At 64.7% G+C, this 18,142-nt stretch carries 15 protein-coding genes; 7 read left to right on the top strand and 8 right to left on the bottom strand.

Annotated elements, in window-relative coordinates:
• Positions 1-2: 2 nt before the first annotated feature.
• The 4 genes from BUQ73_RS14955 to BUQ73_RS14940 are packed head-to-tail and all read right to left on the bottom strand — an operon-like array spanning position 3 to position 5,772.
• Positions 3-1,697 carry a hypothetical protein gene (locus BUQ73_RS14955; protein WP_079228629.1) on the bottom strand — a complete coding sequence of 565 codons (1,695 nt, stop codon included), beginning with the start codon at positions 1,695-1,697 and terminating at the stop codon, positions 3-5.
• A gap of 26 nt (positions 1,698-1,723) precedes the next feature.
• A complete protein-coding gene (locus BUQ73_RS14950; RefSeq protein ID WP_079228628.1) occupies positions 1,724-3,274 on the bottom strand; it encodes a BCCT family transporter in 1,551 nt (516 codons plus the stop codon).
• Between the two features lie 55 nt (positions 3,275-3,329).
• Positions 3,330-4,316 carry a dipeptidase gene (locus BUQ73_RS14945; RefSeq protein ID WP_079228627.1) on the bottom strand — a complete coding sequence of 329 codons (987 nt, stop codon included), beginning with the start codon at positions 4,314-4,316 and terminating at the stop codon, positions 3,330-3,332.
• Positions 4,317-4,329: 13 nt separating this feature from the next.
• Positions 4,330-5,772, bottom strand: a complete 1,443-nt coding sequence (locus tag BUQ73_RS14940) for an aldehyde dehydrogenase family protein (RefSeq protein WP_079228626.1) — start codon at positions 5,770-5,772, stop codon at positions 4,330-4,332.
• Positions 5,773-5,867: 95 nt separating this feature from the next.
• Between BUQ73_RS14940 and BUQ73_RS14935 the strand changes: the two genes are divergently transcribed.
• From BUQ73_RS14935 to BUQ73_RS14905, 7 genes are all read left to right on the top strand, one after another.
• Positions 5,868-6,755 carry a LysR substrate-binding domain-containing protein gene (locus tag BUQ73_RS14935; RefSeq protein WP_079228625.1) on the top strand — a complete coding sequence of 296 codons (888 nt, stop codon included), beginning with the start codon at positions 5,868-5,870 and terminating at the stop codon, positions 6,753-6,755.
• 155 nt (positions 6,756-6,910) lie between these two features.
• On the top strand, positions 6,911-7,840 hold the full coding sequence (locus tag BUQ73_RS14930; RefSeq protein ID WP_079228624.1) for a LysR family transcriptional regulator: 930 nt from the start codon (positions 6,911-6,913) through the stop codon (positions 7,838-7,840).
• A 111-nt stretch (positions 7,841-7,951) separates the two neighbouring features.
• A complete protein-coding gene (locus tag BUQ73_RS14925; RefSeq protein WP_079228623.1) occupies positions 7,952-9,022 on the top strand; it encodes a C45 family autoproteolytic acyltransferase/hydolase in 1,071 nt (356 codons plus the stop codon).
• A 72-nt stretch (positions 9,023-9,094) separates the two neighbouring features.
• Positions 9,095-10,498: an MFS transporter gene (locus tag BUQ73_RS14920; RefSeq protein WP_079228622.1), complete on the top strand. Its 1,404-nt coding sequence runs from the start codon at positions 9,095-9,097 to the stop codon at positions 10,496-10,498.
• The gene (locus tag BUQ73_RS14915) at positions 10,467-10,709 is read left to right on the top strand and encodes a hypothetical protein (protein WP_079228621.1); all 243 of its coding nucleotides are present in this window, start codon (positions 10,467-10,469) and stop codon (positions 10,707-10,709) included. Before BUQ73_RS14920 ends, BUQ73_RS14915 begins: the two co-directional genes overlap by 32 nt.
• The gene (gene xth / locus BUQ73_RS14910; protein WP_079228620.1) at positions 10,706-11,497 is read left to right on the top strand and encodes an exodeoxyribonuclease III; all 792 of its coding nucleotides are present in this window, start codon (positions 10,706-10,708) and stop codon (positions 11,495-11,497) included. The genes BUQ73_RS14915 and xth overlap by 4 nt, the downstream gene beginning before the upstream one ends.
• Before the next feature lie 160 nt (positions 11,498-11,657).
• Positions 11,658-12,551, top strand: coding sequence for a dihydrodipicolinate synthase family protein (locus tag BUQ73_RS14905; RefSeq protein WP_079228619.1), 894 nt, complete (start codon positions 11,658-11,660; stop codon positions 12,549-12,551).
• 140 nt (positions 12,552-12,691) lie between these two features.
• On the opposite strand, the gene BUQ73_RS14900 is transcribed toward BUQ73_RS14905, so the two are convergent.
• From BUQ73_RS14900 to BUQ73_RS14885, 4 genes are read right to left on the bottom strand one after another with little or no spacing between them, the layout of a single operon-like run.
• Positions 12,692-13,960 (bottom strand): MFS transporter, encoded by a 1,269-nt coding sequence (locus BUQ73_RS14900; protein ID WP_079228618.1) that lies wholly within the window; start codon positions 13,958-13,960, stop codon positions 12,692-12,694.
• Positions 13,961-14,012: 52 nt separating this feature from the next.
• Positions 14,013-15,608 carry a GMC oxidoreductase gene (locus BUQ73_RS14895; RefSeq protein ID WP_237772705.1) on the bottom strand — a complete coding sequence of 532 codons (1,596 nt, stop codon included), beginning with the start codon at positions 15,606-15,608 and terminating at the stop codon, positions 14,013-14,015.
• Between the two features lie 30 nt (positions 15,609-15,638).
• A complete protein-coding gene (locus tag BUQ73_RS14890; protein WP_079228616.1) occupies positions 15,639-17,426 on the bottom strand; it encodes a thiamine pyrophosphate-binding protein in 1,788 nt (595 codons plus the stop codon).
• A 50-nt stretch (positions 17,427-17,476) separates the two neighbouring features.
• Positions 17,477-18,136, bottom strand: coding sequence for a ThuA domain-containing protein (locus tag BUQ73_RS14885; RefSeq protein ID WP_079228615.1), 660 nt, complete (start codon positions 18,134-18,136; stop codon positions 17,477-17,479).
• Positions 18,137-18,142: the final 6 nt, after the last annotated feature.

Below are 18,142 nucleotides of genomic sequence, written 5' to 3'. Positions count from 1 at the left end.
GGTCACAAGGCTCCCTGCGGCATGACCGCGAAGTTCCAGTCGTCGTCGAACGGCTGGCCGATGTCGCTCACCAGAGGCGCGCCCTGGAACAAGGTGATGCGTACCCAGCGGCTTGATTTGGGGTCGAACTTGCCCGCACCGAAAAACGCCAGTTTGCAGCGCAACAGGTGGATCGGCAGCATGTCGCGGTCCAGCAGGTTGGCGCGGATTTCCCCGTAGCTGCTGTGCGCCATGCCTTGCAGGCGGCGCACCGTGCCTTTGAGCGTCGGCGCGGCGATCAGCAGGTGCGCGGTCAGGGCCTGAGGCTGCGCCTGCAGGTGTTCGAGCACGGCGCGGTGGCAGCGCTGGATATTGCGGGCGATGCCTAGTTGCATTTCCTTTTCCGCGCCCGGCTCTTCGGCGCGCATGCCCAGGCGTGGCTCCTCTTTTTCGGCCGAGCGGTACCAGAAGAAGTGCTCGGCCGCCACGCAGGTGAAGTCGTAGGCCAGGGCCCAGCCGTACTGCTGCTCGATGAGTTCGCGCAGTTGCCTGAGGGGCATCTGTGCGTCCAGCTGCCAGCCTTCGCTGGCCCCCATCTGCTCGGCCAGTGGCGTCACGAGCTCGGGGTACAGCTCCAGCAGCAGGCTTACCAGCAGTTCCTGGCAGCCCGGCCCGGCGTGTGTTTCGCTCCAGGCCAGCAGCTGTGACCAGAGGCCATTACCAGCGGGCTGGCCACCGAGCCAGTCGGCCAACGCCGCGAGTTCGGCCAGGGTTTGCTGGTCCTGTTGCTGCTGGCGCAGGTCTTCGGTCTGGGTCTGGCTCAGGTGCAGGCGGGCCCGCGCCAGCAGCGCGTGCAGACGTTCCAGCCGGGCGGGCTCGGCCGGTTGCGCCAAGGCCTGGCTCAGCGCCGTTTCGCGCATGCTGACCCAGCGTTCCACCAATTGCGGGTGGTTGATCAGGAAGGGCGCCATGCCCAGCCCGGTCGCGTTGCCGACCCCCAGGTAGCGTTGCAGTGCCGGGGCCAGTGGCACGGCACGTTGCGGGTCGAGGGCCCGGGCCATGTGTTCGATCTGCTCGATGCTGAAATGGCGCAACAGGTAGACCGTGAACATCTGCGCGCTGAACGGCTGGTTGAAGTCCGGGTTGTCCTGCAGGCAGCCAAAATCGGCGATGCCGAACTTGCCGTTGCCGTATACCGCGGTGGTGCGGTAGAGGTAGCCGACCTCGGCCAGCTGGCGTGGGTCTGGCTGCTGCCCTTCGGCCAGCGCCGCCAGGAAGCGGTCGAAGTTGCGCAGGCTGCGGTTGGCCCGCGACAGCACCAGCACGCGGGCATCGAAGCGCCCGGCCTCCTGCAGCGGCACGTTGCGCTGCAGGTCGTCCAGTTGCACCGCATCGACGTCGCCTGCGACCAGCACGAAAGTGACGTCCCACTGGTCGGCGATCACCCGGTCGCTGCGTTTTTCCGGCGGCAGGTAGGCCGAAAACAGCACGCAGTGGTAATGCCCATGCGGCGTGTCGATGCGGTAGATGGCCGTGCCGAAGCCTTGCGCATCAAGGTCGAAGCGGCTGCGCTGGATGTGCCAGCGCTGGTTCATCATCCGCCGCATGCTGCTGCGCACGAAGCTCAGCGGGCTCTGGAAGTGGCTGCCCAGGCGGGCCAGGTCCATGACCTGGCTGGCGGGGCGCAAGGCCGGTGTTGCAGGTAGGCTGTTGGACATTGTTGTCATACCTGGATGGATCATGTTCAGACGCCTTGTTCGCGGGCCATGTGCCGGGCGATGCGCACCGCATCCCACAGCGCTGGCAGGATCACCAGCGAAACCGGCACCGCGGTGATGACAATGAAGGACTGCAGGGCCGTCACGCCGCCGGCTCCGATGGTGATCAGCACCACCGCCGCCAGGCCCATGCCGATGGCCCAGAAACCACACAGCCACTTCTTCGGTTTATCGTTGCTGGACATCGCCAGCGCCACGGTGAAGGCCATGGCATCGCCATTGGTCGCCACCGAGATGAAGCTGAGGAACAGGAACAGCGCACTGATCAGGCCGCCCAGCGGCAGGTTCTGCGTCACTCCCAGCAGCAGGTCTTCGGGCTGCGCGCCGTGGGCGGTGACGATGCCCGGTGTCTGCAGCTCCAGGCCGATGCCGGTGCCGCCAACCACGGTGAACCAGAACATGGTCACCAGCGGCGCGATGATCGACAGCGTCATGATGATCTCGCGGATGGTGCGGCCCCGCGAGATCCGCGCGACGTACAGCGCCACCATTGGCGCATAGCCAATGAACCAGCCCCAGTAGAACACCGTCCACCAGTCCAGCCACTTGGGGTCGGCACGAAACATCGTCATCGGGATGAAATGCTCGATGTGCAGGGCAAAGGCTGCCGGGAAGCCGCCGAGGATGAACAGGGTCGGGCCGAACACCACCATGAACAGTGCCAGGCCGATCATCAGCCAGACGTTGATCTCGCTGACGAAGCGGATGCCCTTGAGCCCCACCAGGCAGGACACGGTGTACATCGCCGTGACCAGCACGATGGTCAGCGACTGGGTGATGATGTCGTTGGGCAGGCCCCACACTGCATGCATGGCGCTGCTGATCTGCAAGCCGAGAAAGCCGATCGGGCCAATCGTGCCGGCGACCACGGCGATGATCGAGGTGGCGTCGGCCAGGGTGCCGATCGGGCCCTTCAGCGCACGCTCGCCAAACAGCGGGTAGAGCAGGGTACGCGGAGCCAGCGGCAGGCCCTTGTCGTAGTGCAGGTGCATCAGCACGATGGCCAGCAGGCTGCCTAGCACGGCCCAGGCCAGGAAGCCCCAGTGCACGAAGGCTTGGGCCAGTGCCGCGGTGGCTGCGGCCTCGCTGTGCGGTTGCAGGCCGGCGAACAACGGCGGCGGGCTGGCAAAGTGCATCAGCGGTTCGGCGGCAGCCCAGAAGGCGCCGCCTCCGGCCAGCAGGGCGCACATGATCACGGCGATCCAGTTGAAGGTGCTGATGTCCGGGCGCTGGCTCACGCCACCCAGGCGCACGCGCCCGCAACGGGAGAAGCCGATGGCCAGGCTGACCGCGAAGGTCGCCAGCATCAGCACCTGCCAGTACAGGCCAAAGGCCTTGGTCGACCAGGCGAACAGGGTGTTGACCAGCGCCGACACCGTGTCGATGTCGATCAGCGCCGCTAGCAGAAATGCGCCGAGGAAGCCGCCGCTGATCAGGAACAGCGGCCAGTCGATGTCCCGCGTCAGCGGCAGGCCCATGGCCTGGCCTTCAGCCTGCAGGGTGGTTGGGTTTTTCATGAAGCCTCCGGAACCTGCGATTGTTGTTATTGTTGATGCTGTCCGTGCAAGGGGCTCAGGCCTGCGCCGTGGTGGCGGTCTCCAGCAGGCGCAGCCAGTTCAGCCCCATGATCTTGCCCACCTCGGCTTCGGCAAAGCCGCGGGCGCGCAGGCCCTGGGCGATATTGCGGAAGTCGCGGCTGTCGCGGAACCACTGCAACGGTGCCGGCCAGTTGGCGTTGTCCTTGGAGCCTTCGCCGTAGTCCTTGTCCTTGCTCCAGCGGCCATTGCGCATCCATTCGAGCACCGCCAGCGGCTGTGCCTGGCACAGGTCGGTGCCGATGCCGATATGCTCCACGCCCATCAGGTCTGCGGTGCGTGCGACCATGTCGCAGAAGCTTTCCAGGCTGCAGTCCGACGCCCCCTTGAGGTGGAACGGGTAGGTGCTGAAGCCCAGCAAGCCGCCGGTTTCGGCGATGCCGCGCAACACGGCATCGGACTTGTTGCGCTTGGCGGCGTGGAAGCTCGACGGGTTGGCATGGGAGATGATCACCGGCCGGCTCGACAGCTCGATGGCTTCCAGCGTGCTGCGTTCGGCGCTGTGGGACATGTCGATGAGCATGCCGACCCGGTTCATTTCGGCGATCACCTGGCGGCCGAAGCGGCTGATGCCGTTGTCTTCGCGCTCGTAGCAACCGCTGGCCAGCAGGCTCTGGTTGTTGTAGGTGAGCTGCATGACGAACACCCCGAGCTGGCGGAACACCTCCACCAGGGCGATGTCGTCCTCGATTGGCGAGCAGTTCTGGAAGCCGAAGAAGATCCCCACCCGGCCTTCGGCGTGGGCCTGGCGAATGTCGCTGGCCGTGCGCACCGGGCGGATCAGTTCGGGCCAGGTTTCGAAGCGGCGGTTCCACTCACCCAGGCGCGACAGGGTCTCGCGGGCGTTCTCGTGGTAGGCGATGGTGGCGTGCACCGCGCTCAGGCCACCGGCCTGCATCTGCTGGAATATTTCCGGGCTCCAGTTGGAGTACTGCAGGCCGTCGATCATCAAGAGGTCGTGCATGGCGCGTATTCCTTCAGGGCCGCAGGTAGGTGGTCTTGACCACGGTGTAGAAGTCGCGGGCGTACTGGCCCTGTTCGCGGGGGCCGAAGCTTGAGGCTTTGCGGCCGCCGAACGGTACGTGGTAGTCGGTACCGGCGGTGGGCAGGTTGACCATCACGCAGCCAGTCTGGGCGCCGCGCTTGAAGGCGCTGGCGTGGCGCAGCGACTGGGTGATGATGCCGGCGGTCAGGCCGTATTCGGTGTCGTTGAGGGTGGCCAGGGCCTCGTCGAAGTCACGTACACGGATCACACAGGCGATGGGGCCAAACACTTCCTCGCGGTTGATGCGCATGTCGTTGCGGCTGCCGATGAACAGCGCCGGGCGCATGTAGTAGCCGTCGCTCTGAAGTTGCAGGCGTTCGCCACCTTCGATCAGGGTGGCGCCTTCGTCCTGGGCCAACTGCAGGTACTGCAGGTTCTGTTCAAGCTGGCGGGCGTCGGCCACCGGGCCTATCTGCACGCCGGCCTCCAGGGCATGGCCCACCTTGAGCTGGCGCATGCGCAGGCGCAGGGCTTCGACGAAGCGGTCGTGGATGCCCTCGCAGACGATCAGCCGCGAAGAAGCCGTGCACTTCTGCCCGGTGCCGAAGAAGGCACCGTTGAGGGCGCACTCCACGGCCAGGTCGAGGTCGGCGTCGTCCATTACCACCAGGGCGTTCTTGCTGCCCATCTCCAGCTGGCAGCGCACCAGGTTGCCGGCGGTGGCGACCGCGATACGGCGGCCGGTCTGCAGCGAGCCGGTGAAGGTCAGGGCGTCGATCTCGGCCGACTGCACCAGTGCTTCGCCAACGCTGGCGCCGCTGCCCATGACCAGGTTGAAGGTACCGTTGGGCAGACCCTGGCGGCTGATGATCTCGGTCAGCGCCCAGGCGCTGGCCGGCACCAGGTTGGCCGGCTTGAACACCACGGCGTTGCCGAACGCCAGCGCCGGGGCGATCTTCCAGGCGGCGGTGGCCATGGGGAAGTTCCACGGGGTGATGATGCCCACCACGCCCACCGGTTCGCGATGCACTTCGATGTCGATCCCGGGGCGCACAGAGGCGGCGGTCTCGCCCATCTGGCGCAGCACTTCGGCGGCGTAGTAATGGAAGAACTGGCCGCTGCGGTGAACCTCGCCGACGCCTTCGGCCAACGGCTTGCCTTCTTCACGCGAGAGCAGCTCGCCGAGTTCCTGCTTGCGGGCGATCAGTTCGTCGCCGATGGCCATCAGCACCTGCTGGCGGGCCTCCAGGCCGCTGGCGGCCCATTGCGGTTGCGCGGCGCGGGCAGCCTGGATGGCCTGGCGGGCCTGTGCGGCGCTGGCCTGATGGTATTCGCCGATCAGGTCGTGGGTGTCCGAGGGGCTGTAGTTGCCCAGGGTGGTGTGGCCTTCGCACCACTGGCCATCGATATAGTTCTTGTAGGTCTTGAGTGACATGGCTGAAAGCCTCTGGTTGCCTGGCCTTCATCTTGCGAGCAATATGCAGCAAATAAAAATTAATAAAAAAAATGCTTTGATAAGGAAAGCTAACCATGTTGCCCGAGCTGAAAATCGCCCAGCTGCGCTACTTCTTGCTGGTGGCTGAACTCAAGAGCTTCCACGCCGCAGCGCGCCAGGCGTTTCGCACCCAGCCGGCGATATCGCTGGCGGTACGCGAGCTTGAGCAGAAGCTGGGCCAGGCACTGATCGAAAAGGGCGGTGGCCGGGTGGAGCTGACCCCGTTCGGCGAACATTGCCTGCCGTTGTTTCGTGGCTTGATCGAGCACCACGACCGCATTGCCCGCGAGGCCACCTTGCTGGCCCTGCACGAGATCGGCCAGGTCAGCATCGCCACCGTCCCCTCGGTGGCCAGCCGCATGTTGCCTGGGCCACTGGCGCGTTTTGTCGCCGAGCACCCGAATGTGCAGGTCAGCATCCAGGACGGCACGGCCGAGCGCGTTCAGCAGTTGTTGGCCCAGGGGCAGGTGGACTTTGGCATCAGCAGCGTGTGGCTGGAGGACGAGCAGCTCGAATTCGCGCCGATCGTCAATGATCAGGTGGGCGTGGTGTGCCGCGCCGACCACCCGCTGGCGCAGGCGGGCGATGCCTTGCACTGGTCGCAGCTGCAGGGCGTGCCGATGGTCCGCAACGGTACCTCACAGCTGCTGGCCGGCACCGAAGCCGAGTGTTTGCTGGGGCATAGCCGGCTGTTCGTCTCCAACATGATCTCGTTGATCGCGATGCTGGAGGAGGGGGTCGGGATCAGCACCTTGCCGTACCTGGCGTTCCCCCTGGAGAACGACAAGCTGGCGTTCGTGCCGCTGGTCGAACCCAAGGTGGAGCGGCACATCGGCATGCTCACGCGCAAAGGGCGCAGCTTGTCCCCTGCGGCCGCCGCGTTGATGGCATTTTTGCAGGTGCACCTGGCAAAGGCCGGATAGTTTTCTTCGCGCCGGGGCAATAATCCCTGGCCCATGATTGCCTTGCTGCAAGCTGCGACATGGGCAGTGCCTATTCAATTCGCCGGCATTTCAGGGTTTGATGGTAAGGGCATTACCGTATCGCCCATTTCGCTTGTGCCTGACAGGAATAAACCATGGACAAGATGATGGCCCTGACCATCTTCGTCGCGGCGGCCGAGCACGGCAGCTTCAGCCGCGCGGCCGAGCAACTGGGCAAGACGCCGTCGGCGATCACCAAGGCTGTCGCGCACCTGGAAAGCGAACTGGGCGTGCGCCTGTTCGAGCGCACCACCCGGCGCATGGCGTTGACCGAGGCCGGCAACCTGTACCTGGATGGCGCCCGCCAGGCGTTGCTGCACCTGCAGCGGGTGACCGAGGAGGTGGAGCAGCTGCAGCACGCGCTGCGTGGCACCCTGCGCATCACCGCGCCGCCGTCGTTCGGCCCGGCATTTCTCAATCAGGTCTGTTGCCGCTTCATGCGCGAGCACCCGCAGGTGCGCCTGGAGGTCAACCTCAACGATGCCAACGATGACCTGATCGATGGCGGTTACGACCTGTCGCTGCGGGATGGCCCCACCGACCAGCCGGAGCTGATTGCCCAGCCGTTGATCGAGAACCGCGTGATGCTCTGCGCCAGCCCCGCTTACCTGGCCCGCCACGGCGATGCGATCACCCTCGACAACTATGCCCAGCACGACTGGCTGCTGCTGCGCCACCCGCTGCTCAACCGCAGCTTCTGGTGGATCGAGCATGAGGGGCAGACCTTGCGCGTGCGCCAGCCCACGCCGCGGCTGGTGAGTGACAGCTTCGATTTCCTGCTGGCGTGCCTGCTCGATGGGCAGGGCCTGCAATTTGTGCCGACCTGGAGCGCCGCGCCTTACCTTGCCAGCGGCCAGCTGGTGGAGGTGATGCCCGACTACTGGCGGGCCCTGAGCGCGTTCGGGCCGTGGGTGCATGTGCTGTACCTGCCGCACCGGCGCAATACCCGCAAGGTCCAGGCGTTCATCGCCATGTTGCATGAACACCTGCGCGGGCAGGGGGCGCCGGTGCTGGGGCGCGGCTGAGTTTTTCCGCCTGGGCACAAAAGTTGTGCGGGTTGTGGCGATGATCGGTGCTGGAACGCTCGTTAGGCTTGCAAGGGTCACCTGACAATCGCGTACCAGGAGTTTCCCGCTGTGAAGATTCACACCTTCGTCACCGACATCCGCCATCCCCTCGAGCGGGGCCGCCAGATTGGCCAGCGTTTTGCCGAGCAGATCCGCACCACCACCGCCCTGTACCTGGACTTTTTCCCACGGGTGGGTGTGTCGTTGGCCGAGGCGCAGCGCATTGGCGAGAACAGCCTGGCCGCCCTGGAGGCCTGGAGCCCGGACCTGGCCGCTGAAGTGATCGGCATGGCCGACGGCGCCGGGCTGGCGCTGTGGCAGCTGGCGAGCCTCAACGCCCGCACCGAAGTGCTGGCTGCGCGCACCCGTCACAATGAATGCTCGACCACCGTGCACGCCCCCCGTGGCCCGCGTGCGCCGCAGACCCTGCAGACCTGGGACTGGCACGACAGCCTGTGCCCCCACGGCCTGATGCTGGCGCTGCATACCGAGCAGGGCATGCAGGTCAAGCTGTTCTGCGAGTTCGGCATGCTGGCCAAGCTGGGCGTGAACAGCGCAGGCGTCGGCCTGCACTTCAACATCCTGCACCACAGCAGCGACAACGACAGCGGCGGCGTGCCGGTACACGCCATCGCCCGTCGCCTGCTGGAGCAAGCCAGCAGCGTCGAGGAGGCCATCGAGCTTGCGCGTTCGGCGCGGGTCAGCGCGTCGACCGTGCTGACCGTGTTCTCCCGCCAGGACAGCAGCCCGCGTGCGGTCAGCATCGAGCTGAGCCCCGAGCGCACGGCGCTGGTATTGCCGCGTGAAGACGGCTGGCTGCTGCACACCAACCACTTCCTCGACCCCCAGCTGAGCCTCGGTGAGCAAGTCGCCGACCGCGCTGATACCCAATGCCGTCTGTGCCATCTGGAACAGGTGATCGGCCAGATGGGCAGCGCCGACCTGCGTGCCCGTGCCGCAGCCATGTGCGGTGCCCAGGGCGACAGTGCGCCGATCTGCTTCCACCCAGACATGGCCATGCCCGACACCGAACGCTGGGAAACCCTGCTCAGCGTGGGCATCGACACCGAACGTTGCCAGCTGGAGTACGTGGCAGGCACGCCTGTGCAGCTGGCCAGGGCCGGCTTCCAAACCTTCTGAGCCAAACCTACTGAGCCATACCGGCTGCAGCCTGCCCAGGCTGGCTGCGCCCGCTGAACGAGAAAAACAACAATGCATTCGCGACAGACTCAGCCTGCGTCATCCCGCTCCGCGTTCCGTACCTTTTGCGTCTCCGGCATGGGCACGGCGCTGGAATTCTACGATTTCATCATCTACGGCACCGCCGCCGCGCTGGTGTTCCCCCAGGTGTTCTTCCCGCAGATGGACCACCTGACCGCCACCCTGGTGGCGTTCAGCGCCTTTGGTGCGGGCTTTTTCGCCCGCCCGCTGGGCGGCCTGGTGTTCGGCCACTTCGGTGACCGCATCGGCCGGCAGAAGGTGCTGGTCACCACCTTGCTGCTCATGGGCCTGAGCACCTTCCTCATCGGTTGCCTGCCCGGGCATGCCAGCGTCGGCGTGGCCGCGCCGATCCTGCTGGTGCTGCTGCGCCTGATCCAGGGCTTTGCGGCGGGCGGCGAGTGGGGCGGCGCCGCGCTGTTCGGCATCGAATCGGCACCGCCGGGGCTGCGCGGCCTGTGGGGCAGCTTCACGAGCATGGGCATTGGCGTCGGCGGCATTCTCGGGGCTGCGGTGTTTGCCATCGTCAGCGCGGTGTTCAACGACAACCTGGTCGATTTTGCCTGGCGCATCCCGTTCTGGCTGGGCGGCACCTTGGTGCTGATCGGCCTGTACGCGCGGCTGAAGGCGCCGGCACCCGCCATCGCGCCTCAGGCCACGCCTGCGCGTGCGCCGCTGGCCGAGGCCGTGCGCCAGCGCCCACGGCAGCTGTTGCTGTGCACCGGGATCGCCTTCGGCTACTGCACCATCGCCTACATTGGCAGCACCTTCTTCCTGACCTACGCCACGCAGGTCGGGTTTGGCAGTACCCAGGCGCTGATGTTCGACCTGGCACTGTCGGTTGCGATCGTCTTCTCGGCACCGTTGTTCGGCTACCTGTCGGACCGCCTGGGCCGGCGCGTGGTGATGGGCTTCGGCGCGCTGGTCATGGCCATGGGGCTGTTCGCGTTCTTCTCGCTGGTGGGCATTAAGAGCTTTGCCATTGCGCTGTTCGCCTATTGCCTGACCGGCCTGCTGATGGGCGCGACCCAGGGCCCGATCCCGGCTTTCCTCGGTGAGCAGTTCCCACGCAGCATGCGCTATTCGGGGATTTCGGCCAGCTACCAGATCGGTGCGGCGCTGGGCGGCGGCACGGCGTCGAGCATCGCCACGGCAATCCTGATCCTCACCGGCAACGACCCGCTCGGGGTGGCGCTGTACGGGGCAGCGGCGCTGGCGCTGGTCGCGGTGTGTTCGCTGATGCTGCGCGAGACCTCGCGCTTGAGCATGGCGCAGATCGATGAAGAGGACACCCGCGACGCTGCGGTTGAACGTTGCCAAGGGGCAGGGCTCATACTTGCAAAGGGCACAGCGAGGAGTCCCGATCATGAGCATCGAACGCAGCATCCCCGAGCTTGAGGCCTGGTACGCCCAGTACGACGACATCAGCTACCGCCGCGCGTCGCCGGATGCCTACCACCTTGAGCTGGTTCGCACCGCCGAGGCCCTGCGCGACGAGGGCACCATCGGCTGGGACGACTGGCTGGCGCTCAAGGCGCTGGCCGACCAGGCCCATGTGCACGCGTTGGAGGACGCCGTGCAGGCCCACGTGAGCGACCCGGACGCATGAAAGCGCTGAAGATCGCCAGCTTCAACATCAACGGGATCCGCAGCCGCCTGCCGGCGCTGCTGGCCTGGCTGGAGCGGGAGCAGCCGGACATCGCCTGCCTCCAGGAACTCAAGGCGCCCGATCAGCAGTTCCCGCGTCAGGACCTGGAGGCGGCAGGCTATGGCTGCCTCTATCAGGGCCAACCGTCATGGAACGGTGTGGCGATTCTGGCGCGTGGCAGTGAACCGCTGGAGGTCCGCCGTGGCTTGCCCGGCATGGAAGACGACAGCCAGAGCCGTTACCTGGAAGCGGCGGTGCACGGTGTGCTGGTGGCCTGCCTGTACCTGCCGAACGGCAACCCGCAGCCTGGGCCGAAGTTCGATTACAAGCTGCGCTGGTTCGATTGCCTGGTCGAGCATGCCAAGGGCCTGCACGGCAGCGGGCACCCGACACTGCTGGCAGGCGACTTCAATGTGGTCCCTACCGACATGGACATCTACAACCCGCGCTCATGGCTGAAGGACGCGCTGCTGCAACCCGAATCGCGAGCGCGTTACCAGCAGTTGCTGGAGCAGGGCTGGGTCGATGCCATTCGCCATCTGCACCCTGACGAGCGCGTGTACACCTTCTGGGATTACTTTCGCAATCACTGGGCGCGCAACGCCGGTTTGCGCATCGACCACCTGCTGCTCAACCCCGACCTCGCGCCTTACCTCAAGCGTGCAGGCGTCGATGCCTGGGTGCGCAATGAAGCCAAGGCCAGTGACCACGCGCCGGTCTGGATCGAGCTGGGGACCCGCCGCAGATGAGTGCCCGGCAGCGCCAGTGGCATAACCGAAAATCATGCAATTGACTGCGCAAATGTCGCTGTAACCCCGGCAGGCGAGGCCTTAGGCTTTTCCCATGGAGCAAAACACCGCTCGATGCCATGGCCGCAAGGCCCAGCTGAAAACAACAAGGAGTCCGCGCATGTCTGTATTTCAGTTTTCCGGGGTGAACCTGGCCATCACCACCCCGTTCGATGCACAGGGCAAGATCGACTTTGCGCGTTTCGAACAACTGATCGAGCGCTATATCGCCGCAGGTGTGCATGGCGTGGTGCTCAGTTCCGGGACCGGCATGCATGTGTACCTGAGCAAGGATGAGTCCAAGGAACTGGTGGCCTTTGGCGCCAAGGTCATCAACGGCCGGGCTCGGGTGATCGCCCAGGCCTCCGCACTGTTGGTCGAAGAGGTGGTCGAGCGTACCCTCCACGCCAAGGACTGCGGTGCCGATGGCGTGATGGTGCTGCCGCCTTTCTTCGAAGGCCCGACCGATGACCAGGGCATCATCGATTTCTATTCGAGCGTGTCGCAGGCTGGCCTGCCCATCATCGGCTACAACGTGCCGCAGGCGGTCGGTGTCGAGGTCACGCCCGCGCTGTTCAGGCAACTGAGCGAGATCCCCAACTTCATCTCGGTCAAGGACAGCAGCGGCGACCTGGCGGCCCAGGCCTCGCTGTCGCGCACCGGGCTGCCCACCATGAACGGCGCCGATCCGCTGGTGCCATATGCGCTGTTCGCCGGTGCTGCCGGGCTGATCTGGGGCGGTGCGAACATGGCGCCAAAGACGTGCGTGGCCTTGGCCAATGCCGCCAGCGAGGGCAAGTGGGCCGAAGTCCGGCAGATCTGGAAGGCCTTGGCCCCGGTGATGTCGCTGATCTGGCAGGGGGACTATGTGCAGTCGGTGTATGCCGGTGCGCAGATCATGGGCTTTGACGCTGGCAACCCAAGGCGCCCGCTGGCGCGCCTGGCCGAAGAGAAACGGGGGGCGCTGCGCGAAGCACTGGCGCCGTTGATCGACTGCGAAGCCCAGGGTTCCTGAACGGGCGGGCTGTGAACCTGTGTGTTGCGTCGAAAATGCCCGGCAACAAGGCAGCTCCGGCTGGGCCGATGAGTGACGAACTGCCACAGCAGAAAAAGGGCCGTAAGGCCCTTTTTATTTTTACAGCGTGAGGCGGATGATCATTGGCCGATGCTGGAGCGCCCGATGGTTTGCTCCGTCGATAACGCTTTACTCTGGTGGTTGCGCATCAGTAGCGGCCCCAAGAGCGCCAGCGGCAGCAGCAACACCATGGGGAAGAACAGCAGCCGGTCCATGCCCAGATAGCTGACGACAGTGGTAATCGCCGCAGGCGCCACCAGCATGCCGGAATAGCCGATGCTGTTGACGATACCGATATTTCGCCCTGCATTGAGTGGGTCCTTGCGCCCGGCACTGGACAGCATCAGCGGGGCAATGCACGAAAGGCCAAGCCCGAACAGCGCAAAGCCGATCAGCGAGGTGGCTACGCTGTGGCCGATCGTGGTGAGCAGCAAGCCACCGATTGCCAGCAATGCACTGAGGAAAACAACCTTCGATGCACCAATTCGCTCGGCCAGCCGGTCCCCGACCAGGCGCCCCAGGCACTCGGCGCCGATGAAGACCGACACGGCCATGCCGGCGGTGGACACCGATGTCTGCATCACCCGACGTATGTACTCCTGGCCCCAATCGGCGATTGCCGATTCACCGACCATGCCGCCGAGCAGCAATACACCGAACCCGATCATCAACAATACGATCGAGCGGTTGTTCGAGACGCTTGCCTGCAACGCAGGTTCACTGACAGTTGCAGTTGGTTCCGGCGCGACTTCATCCTTGTCGAGCATGAAACGCGATACCACCAGGCCAGCCAGCAGCATGGCCCCTCCCAGCAAGCTGAACGGCACGTTCGCACTGTCGGTGTAGCGGTCGGCAAGCGCGCTGCCGATCATGCCCAGGATGAAGCCGCCGAGCGAATAGAACGCGTGAAACGCCGACATGATGGGGCGGCGGTAGAAACGCTCGACCTGAACCCCATGGGTATTGAATGCCGTGTCGATGGCGCCGCGCAGCAGGCCCAGCACGATACCGCAGCCCATTGCGAAGCCGAAGCCGCTGGCAAACCCCAGCGGAATGATCGACAGCGGATAAGCCAGGGCAGTAAAGGTGATGACCTTCTTGGCCCCGAGCACATCCAGGAACTTGCCGACCAGGAACGATCCGGCCGCGCTGCCTACACCAATAGCGAATGCCAGGATGCCGAAATCGACATCGCCAGCATCCCCGCTGAGCCCGAGCTGATGGCGAAAGGCGGTGACACCGGTCGACCAGATATAGAGCATGGCACCCACCAGCATGAAGCCGGCAAAGGTCGCAATCCGTGCGCGACGAATCCTGGGCGTAACGAGGGTATAGTCTCTTTTATTCATTTTTTATGAGTTCCTGGTTGGAAAGGCCCTGGTTGTGCTTGGGTGTAAACGGCTAGCTGGCTGCGCAGAACTGTGTGGCGACCCGCAGCGCGTTGGCGGCGATGGTCAACGCAGGGTTGACTGCGGCGGAAGAGGGGAACGGCGCACTGTCGACGATCCACACGTTGTCCAGGTCATGCATCTTGCAGTTGCGATCCACTACGCTGCGCGTAGGGTCATCGCCCATGACGGCGGTGCCGCACTGGTGCGAATTGGTGGCGATGCCCATGCGTTCGGTGAGCACGATCGGGTACCCTGCCTTGCGCATCAGCGCTGTGGTGCGTTCCACCAGTCGCTTGTGTGCAGACAGGTTGTTGGGTGTCCAGTGCACCTTGATCGCATCGAGCGCCTGGTCGTAGACGATGCGGTTGTCCTGGGTGGGTATGTCTTCGGATGTCAGGTACAGGTCGACACTGTGGCCGGTGATGAAGCGCGACACCGGTTTGGGGAGCCAGGGGCGCATCGGCGTGATCATCGGCTCGCGGATCTTGCCGAGCATCTGCACATTGCCCAGCGGGAACATGTTGCCATTGCCGGCGTGATACCAGTCGTTGAGCGCCAAGGTCTTCTGGAAGCGCACGCTGTTGGCGCGCCGCGGGTCGACCGCGATCATGAATGTACTGTTGTGTACCATGTAATTCCTGCCCACCTGATCGGAGCTGTTGCCCAGTCCGTTGGGGTGCAGTGCGCTGCGTGACTTGAGCAGCAACGCAGCGCTGTTCACCGCGCCGCAAGCCAGGGCGACGCGTTTGGCGCTGATGCGTATCGGCTGGCCGTCGCGGTTGCCCAGGGCCTCGGTGACACGCTTGCCATCTGCAGAGGTGCCCAGCCGGTCTACCCGAGTACGCGTGAGCAGCCGCACGTTGGGCTGGTCGAGCGCCGGGCGCAGTGCCGACATCTCGGCATCCGCCTTGGCATCGAGCAGGCAGGGGTAGCCGTCACAGGTCGAGCACAGCACACAGCCACGTTCCGGGCCATAGTCCACCGCCGCCGGCATGGCGAAAGGCTTCAGGCCCTGGGCTCGCATGCTTAGCTCCAGGCGGCCCAGGGCCGGATCGTGCTGCAGGCCTGGCCAAGGATACGGCTTGGAGCGGGGCGGGTCGGTCGGGTCCTGCCCGGCATTGCCGTGCACCTTGTACAGCGCTTCGGCCTGGCAGTAGAACGGCTCCAGTTCGTCATAGCTGATTGGCCATTTCGGTGCGATACCTTCGGCATGGCGCACTTCGCCGAAGTCTGCCTCGCGAAACCGCGGCAACATGGCGCCATAGAACTTGGTATTGCCACCGACGTAATAGAATACGCCGGGATTGAAGGGTTTGTTATCGCGGTCGAGCCATTGCTCGGCATTACGGTAGCGGCCTTTACCGAAGACCGCTTCTGCCTCCCAGTTCTGGGCTTCGTGGGGCAGGAAGTCACCGCGCTCGACGATGAGGATATCCAGCCCTTTCTGGCCCAGGGCATGGGCGAAGGTCGACCCGCCCATACCCGAGCCGATGATCAGCAAGTCGCAGGACAGTTGCCCGTCCGCGTCCGGTTCCGCCGTCCGGATGAAGCGCCGGCGGGCCGGCGCTCCTTCCAGGGGGGCAGTCGCTGATTGAGTCGAAATCACTATATTGCTCATCTTGAACTGCCCCGGGGGTTACAGATGCTGCTCGGAATTACGCAGTTGCCAGTATTCGTCCTGGCGCTCGTCGGTGATGTATTCGGGGACCGGGAAGTCCCACCAGCCGGGCACCCATGGGCCGGCGGCATCACGGTCGGTCGGCACTTCGATCAGCACCGCCTCGTTGGCTTCCAGTGCCTGTTGCAGGATCGGTTCGAGCTCATCGTTGCTGTTGACGCGGAACGACTTCAGGCCGAAAGCCTTGCCCAGCGCTTCGTAATCCGGTGAGTACGGCTGCCCGTCCGGGGTATTGAACTCACTGCCCAGGTGACGGCTGGTCTGCTTGCGCTGGCCACCGCGGATGGACATGTAGCCGGCGTTGTTCTGGATGATGAACACCACCGGAATGTCGTTGGTCTTGCAGATGGCGATTTCCTGTGAGTTCATCAGGAAGTCGCCGTCGCCCAGGATGCACACCACCGGCTGCTTCGGTGCCGCCAGCTTGGCGCCGATGGCCGCCGGCACGGCCCAGCCCATCGACGAGAACCCGCCAGACGTCAGGTGTGTACGCGGGGTGTACACCGGGAACGTCTGCTTGACCGCACCCTGGGCGTTGCCCGAACCGACCACCACGATGGTGTCGCGGGGGAAGATCTTGCGCAGCGCGCCCAGCGGGCGTTGCGAGGTGAACGGGAAGCGCTCGGAGTCACGGCGGGTGGCCAGCTTGGCTTCCCACTCGTCCTGGTACTCCTTGAGGTCGGCCATGTATTCGGCGCGATCGACCGTTTCGCCAGACAGCGCATCGACGATGTGGGCCAGCGCGTACTTGGCGTCGGCCACGATACCGACGGCAACCGGGTAGTTCTTGCCAATCTCGTGCGGGTCGATGTCGATGTGGATCAGTCGCCCAGGTGGGATCGAGAAGGTGACACCCTTGGCATAGCTGGACGACGACCAGTCGGTGAAGCGGCAGCCGACGGCAAGAATCACATCGGCGGTCGAGGCGACCTTGTTGCCGCACAGGGTACCGGTCTGGCCGACGCTGCCAGCGAACAGGGCGTGGTCTTCCGGGAAGCCGCCTTTACCGTTCCAGGTGGTCACCACCGGGATCTTCCAGGCTTCGGCCAGGGCCAGCACTTCATTGGCGGCTTCGGCGGTGATCACACCGCCACCAATGACGATCACCGGGCGTCGGGCTTCGCGCAGCACATCCGCGGCGCGGCTGACGGCGACCGGGTCAGGATACGACTTGCCGACGGGCACGCGCTCGCCCAGGTCGTGCAGGGTGACTTCGGCCGCCTCGGCCTGAACGTCCATCGGGATTTCGATATGCACAGGGCCCGGGCGGCCGGTGACCATCGAGCTGAACGCGCGGTGCATGATGAACGGCATTTCTTCGGTGCGGGTGGCGACCCAGTGCCGCTTGGATACGGCTTCGGCGATCTTCGGGAAGTCGTTGTCGGTGAAGCGTTCCAGTTCCTGCAGCAGGCCATGGCCGCGCATGTGTGTGGGCGGGCCACCGGTCAGCAGCATGACGCTGGTGGAGTCGGTGTAGGCGGTGGCCATGCCGATGACGGTGTTGGTGGCGCCAGCGCCGATCGAGGTGACGGCGGCCATGGGCTTGCCGGCGACACGGTAGTAACCGTCGGCGAGGTGGACCGCGCTCTGTTCATGGAAGACCTGAATGAACTTGAGCTTGGACTCTTCCTCCATGAAGGCGTCCATCAGTGTCCAGATGCCATGGCCGGGGATACCGGCAACGTATTCGACACCATAGTTCTTCAGCGTTTGGGCAACCACCTGGCTGGCCGTGAGCTTGGGCATGTCGTGCTCCTCAGTTGAGCGATAGGTAACGGGAAGTGATCAGGCAGCGCTTATTTGCGTGCAGCCCAGGCCAGACCTTGCTTGGTCAGGCGGCGAATGTTCGGGTCGGCAAGGTTGCTGGTGTCATGGCCGATCGAGTGGTAGAAGACGCGGCCTTCACCCCACTGCCGGACCCAGGCGACCGGGCTGCGATGGCCTTTGAGCCATGGCATGGGGTTGCCATCGAACGTTGTCTCGGCAAGCACGTGCAGGTTCGGGTCGACCTGCATGTAGTACTGCTCGGAGCGGACTTCGAAGTCCTCCACGCCTTGGGTGACTTCATGGTGCTTGTCGATGAAGTTGACCTGGTAGGGATGCGGGTAGCCCTCGCCGGCGGGGTGCTCGAGGAACGAGCCGCCGAGCATGAAGTGGTACTTGAGGCTGGCGCGAAATGCAGCGCCTGCACCATGCCAGCCCACCAGGCCGACGCCGCTTTCAATGGCTTCGGACAGAAAGCGCTCTTGCGAGGCGGTGAGGGTTTCGGTGGTGACGGCGTTGTTCCAGCCAATGACGACCACGTCGTAGGCCTTGAGGTCGCGGTCCAGGGTGAAGATGTCGGTGGACTCCTCCACATCCCAGTCCAGCTCAGCAAACAGCTCGCGAGCCCAGGCTGCGATCTGGTAGGGGTAGTGGCCAGGCCAGCCTCCGTAGAGATAAAGCGCTTTTGTCACGGTAAA

The organism is Pseudomonas putida, assembly GCF_002025705.1.
GTDB lineage: Bacteria > Pseudomonadota > Gammaproteobacteria > Pseudomonadales > Pseudomonadaceae > Aquipseudomonas > Aquipseudomonas putida_J.
Note: the sequence above shows the minus strand (reverse complement) of the source record. Positions and strands in the feature narration are given on the sequence as shown.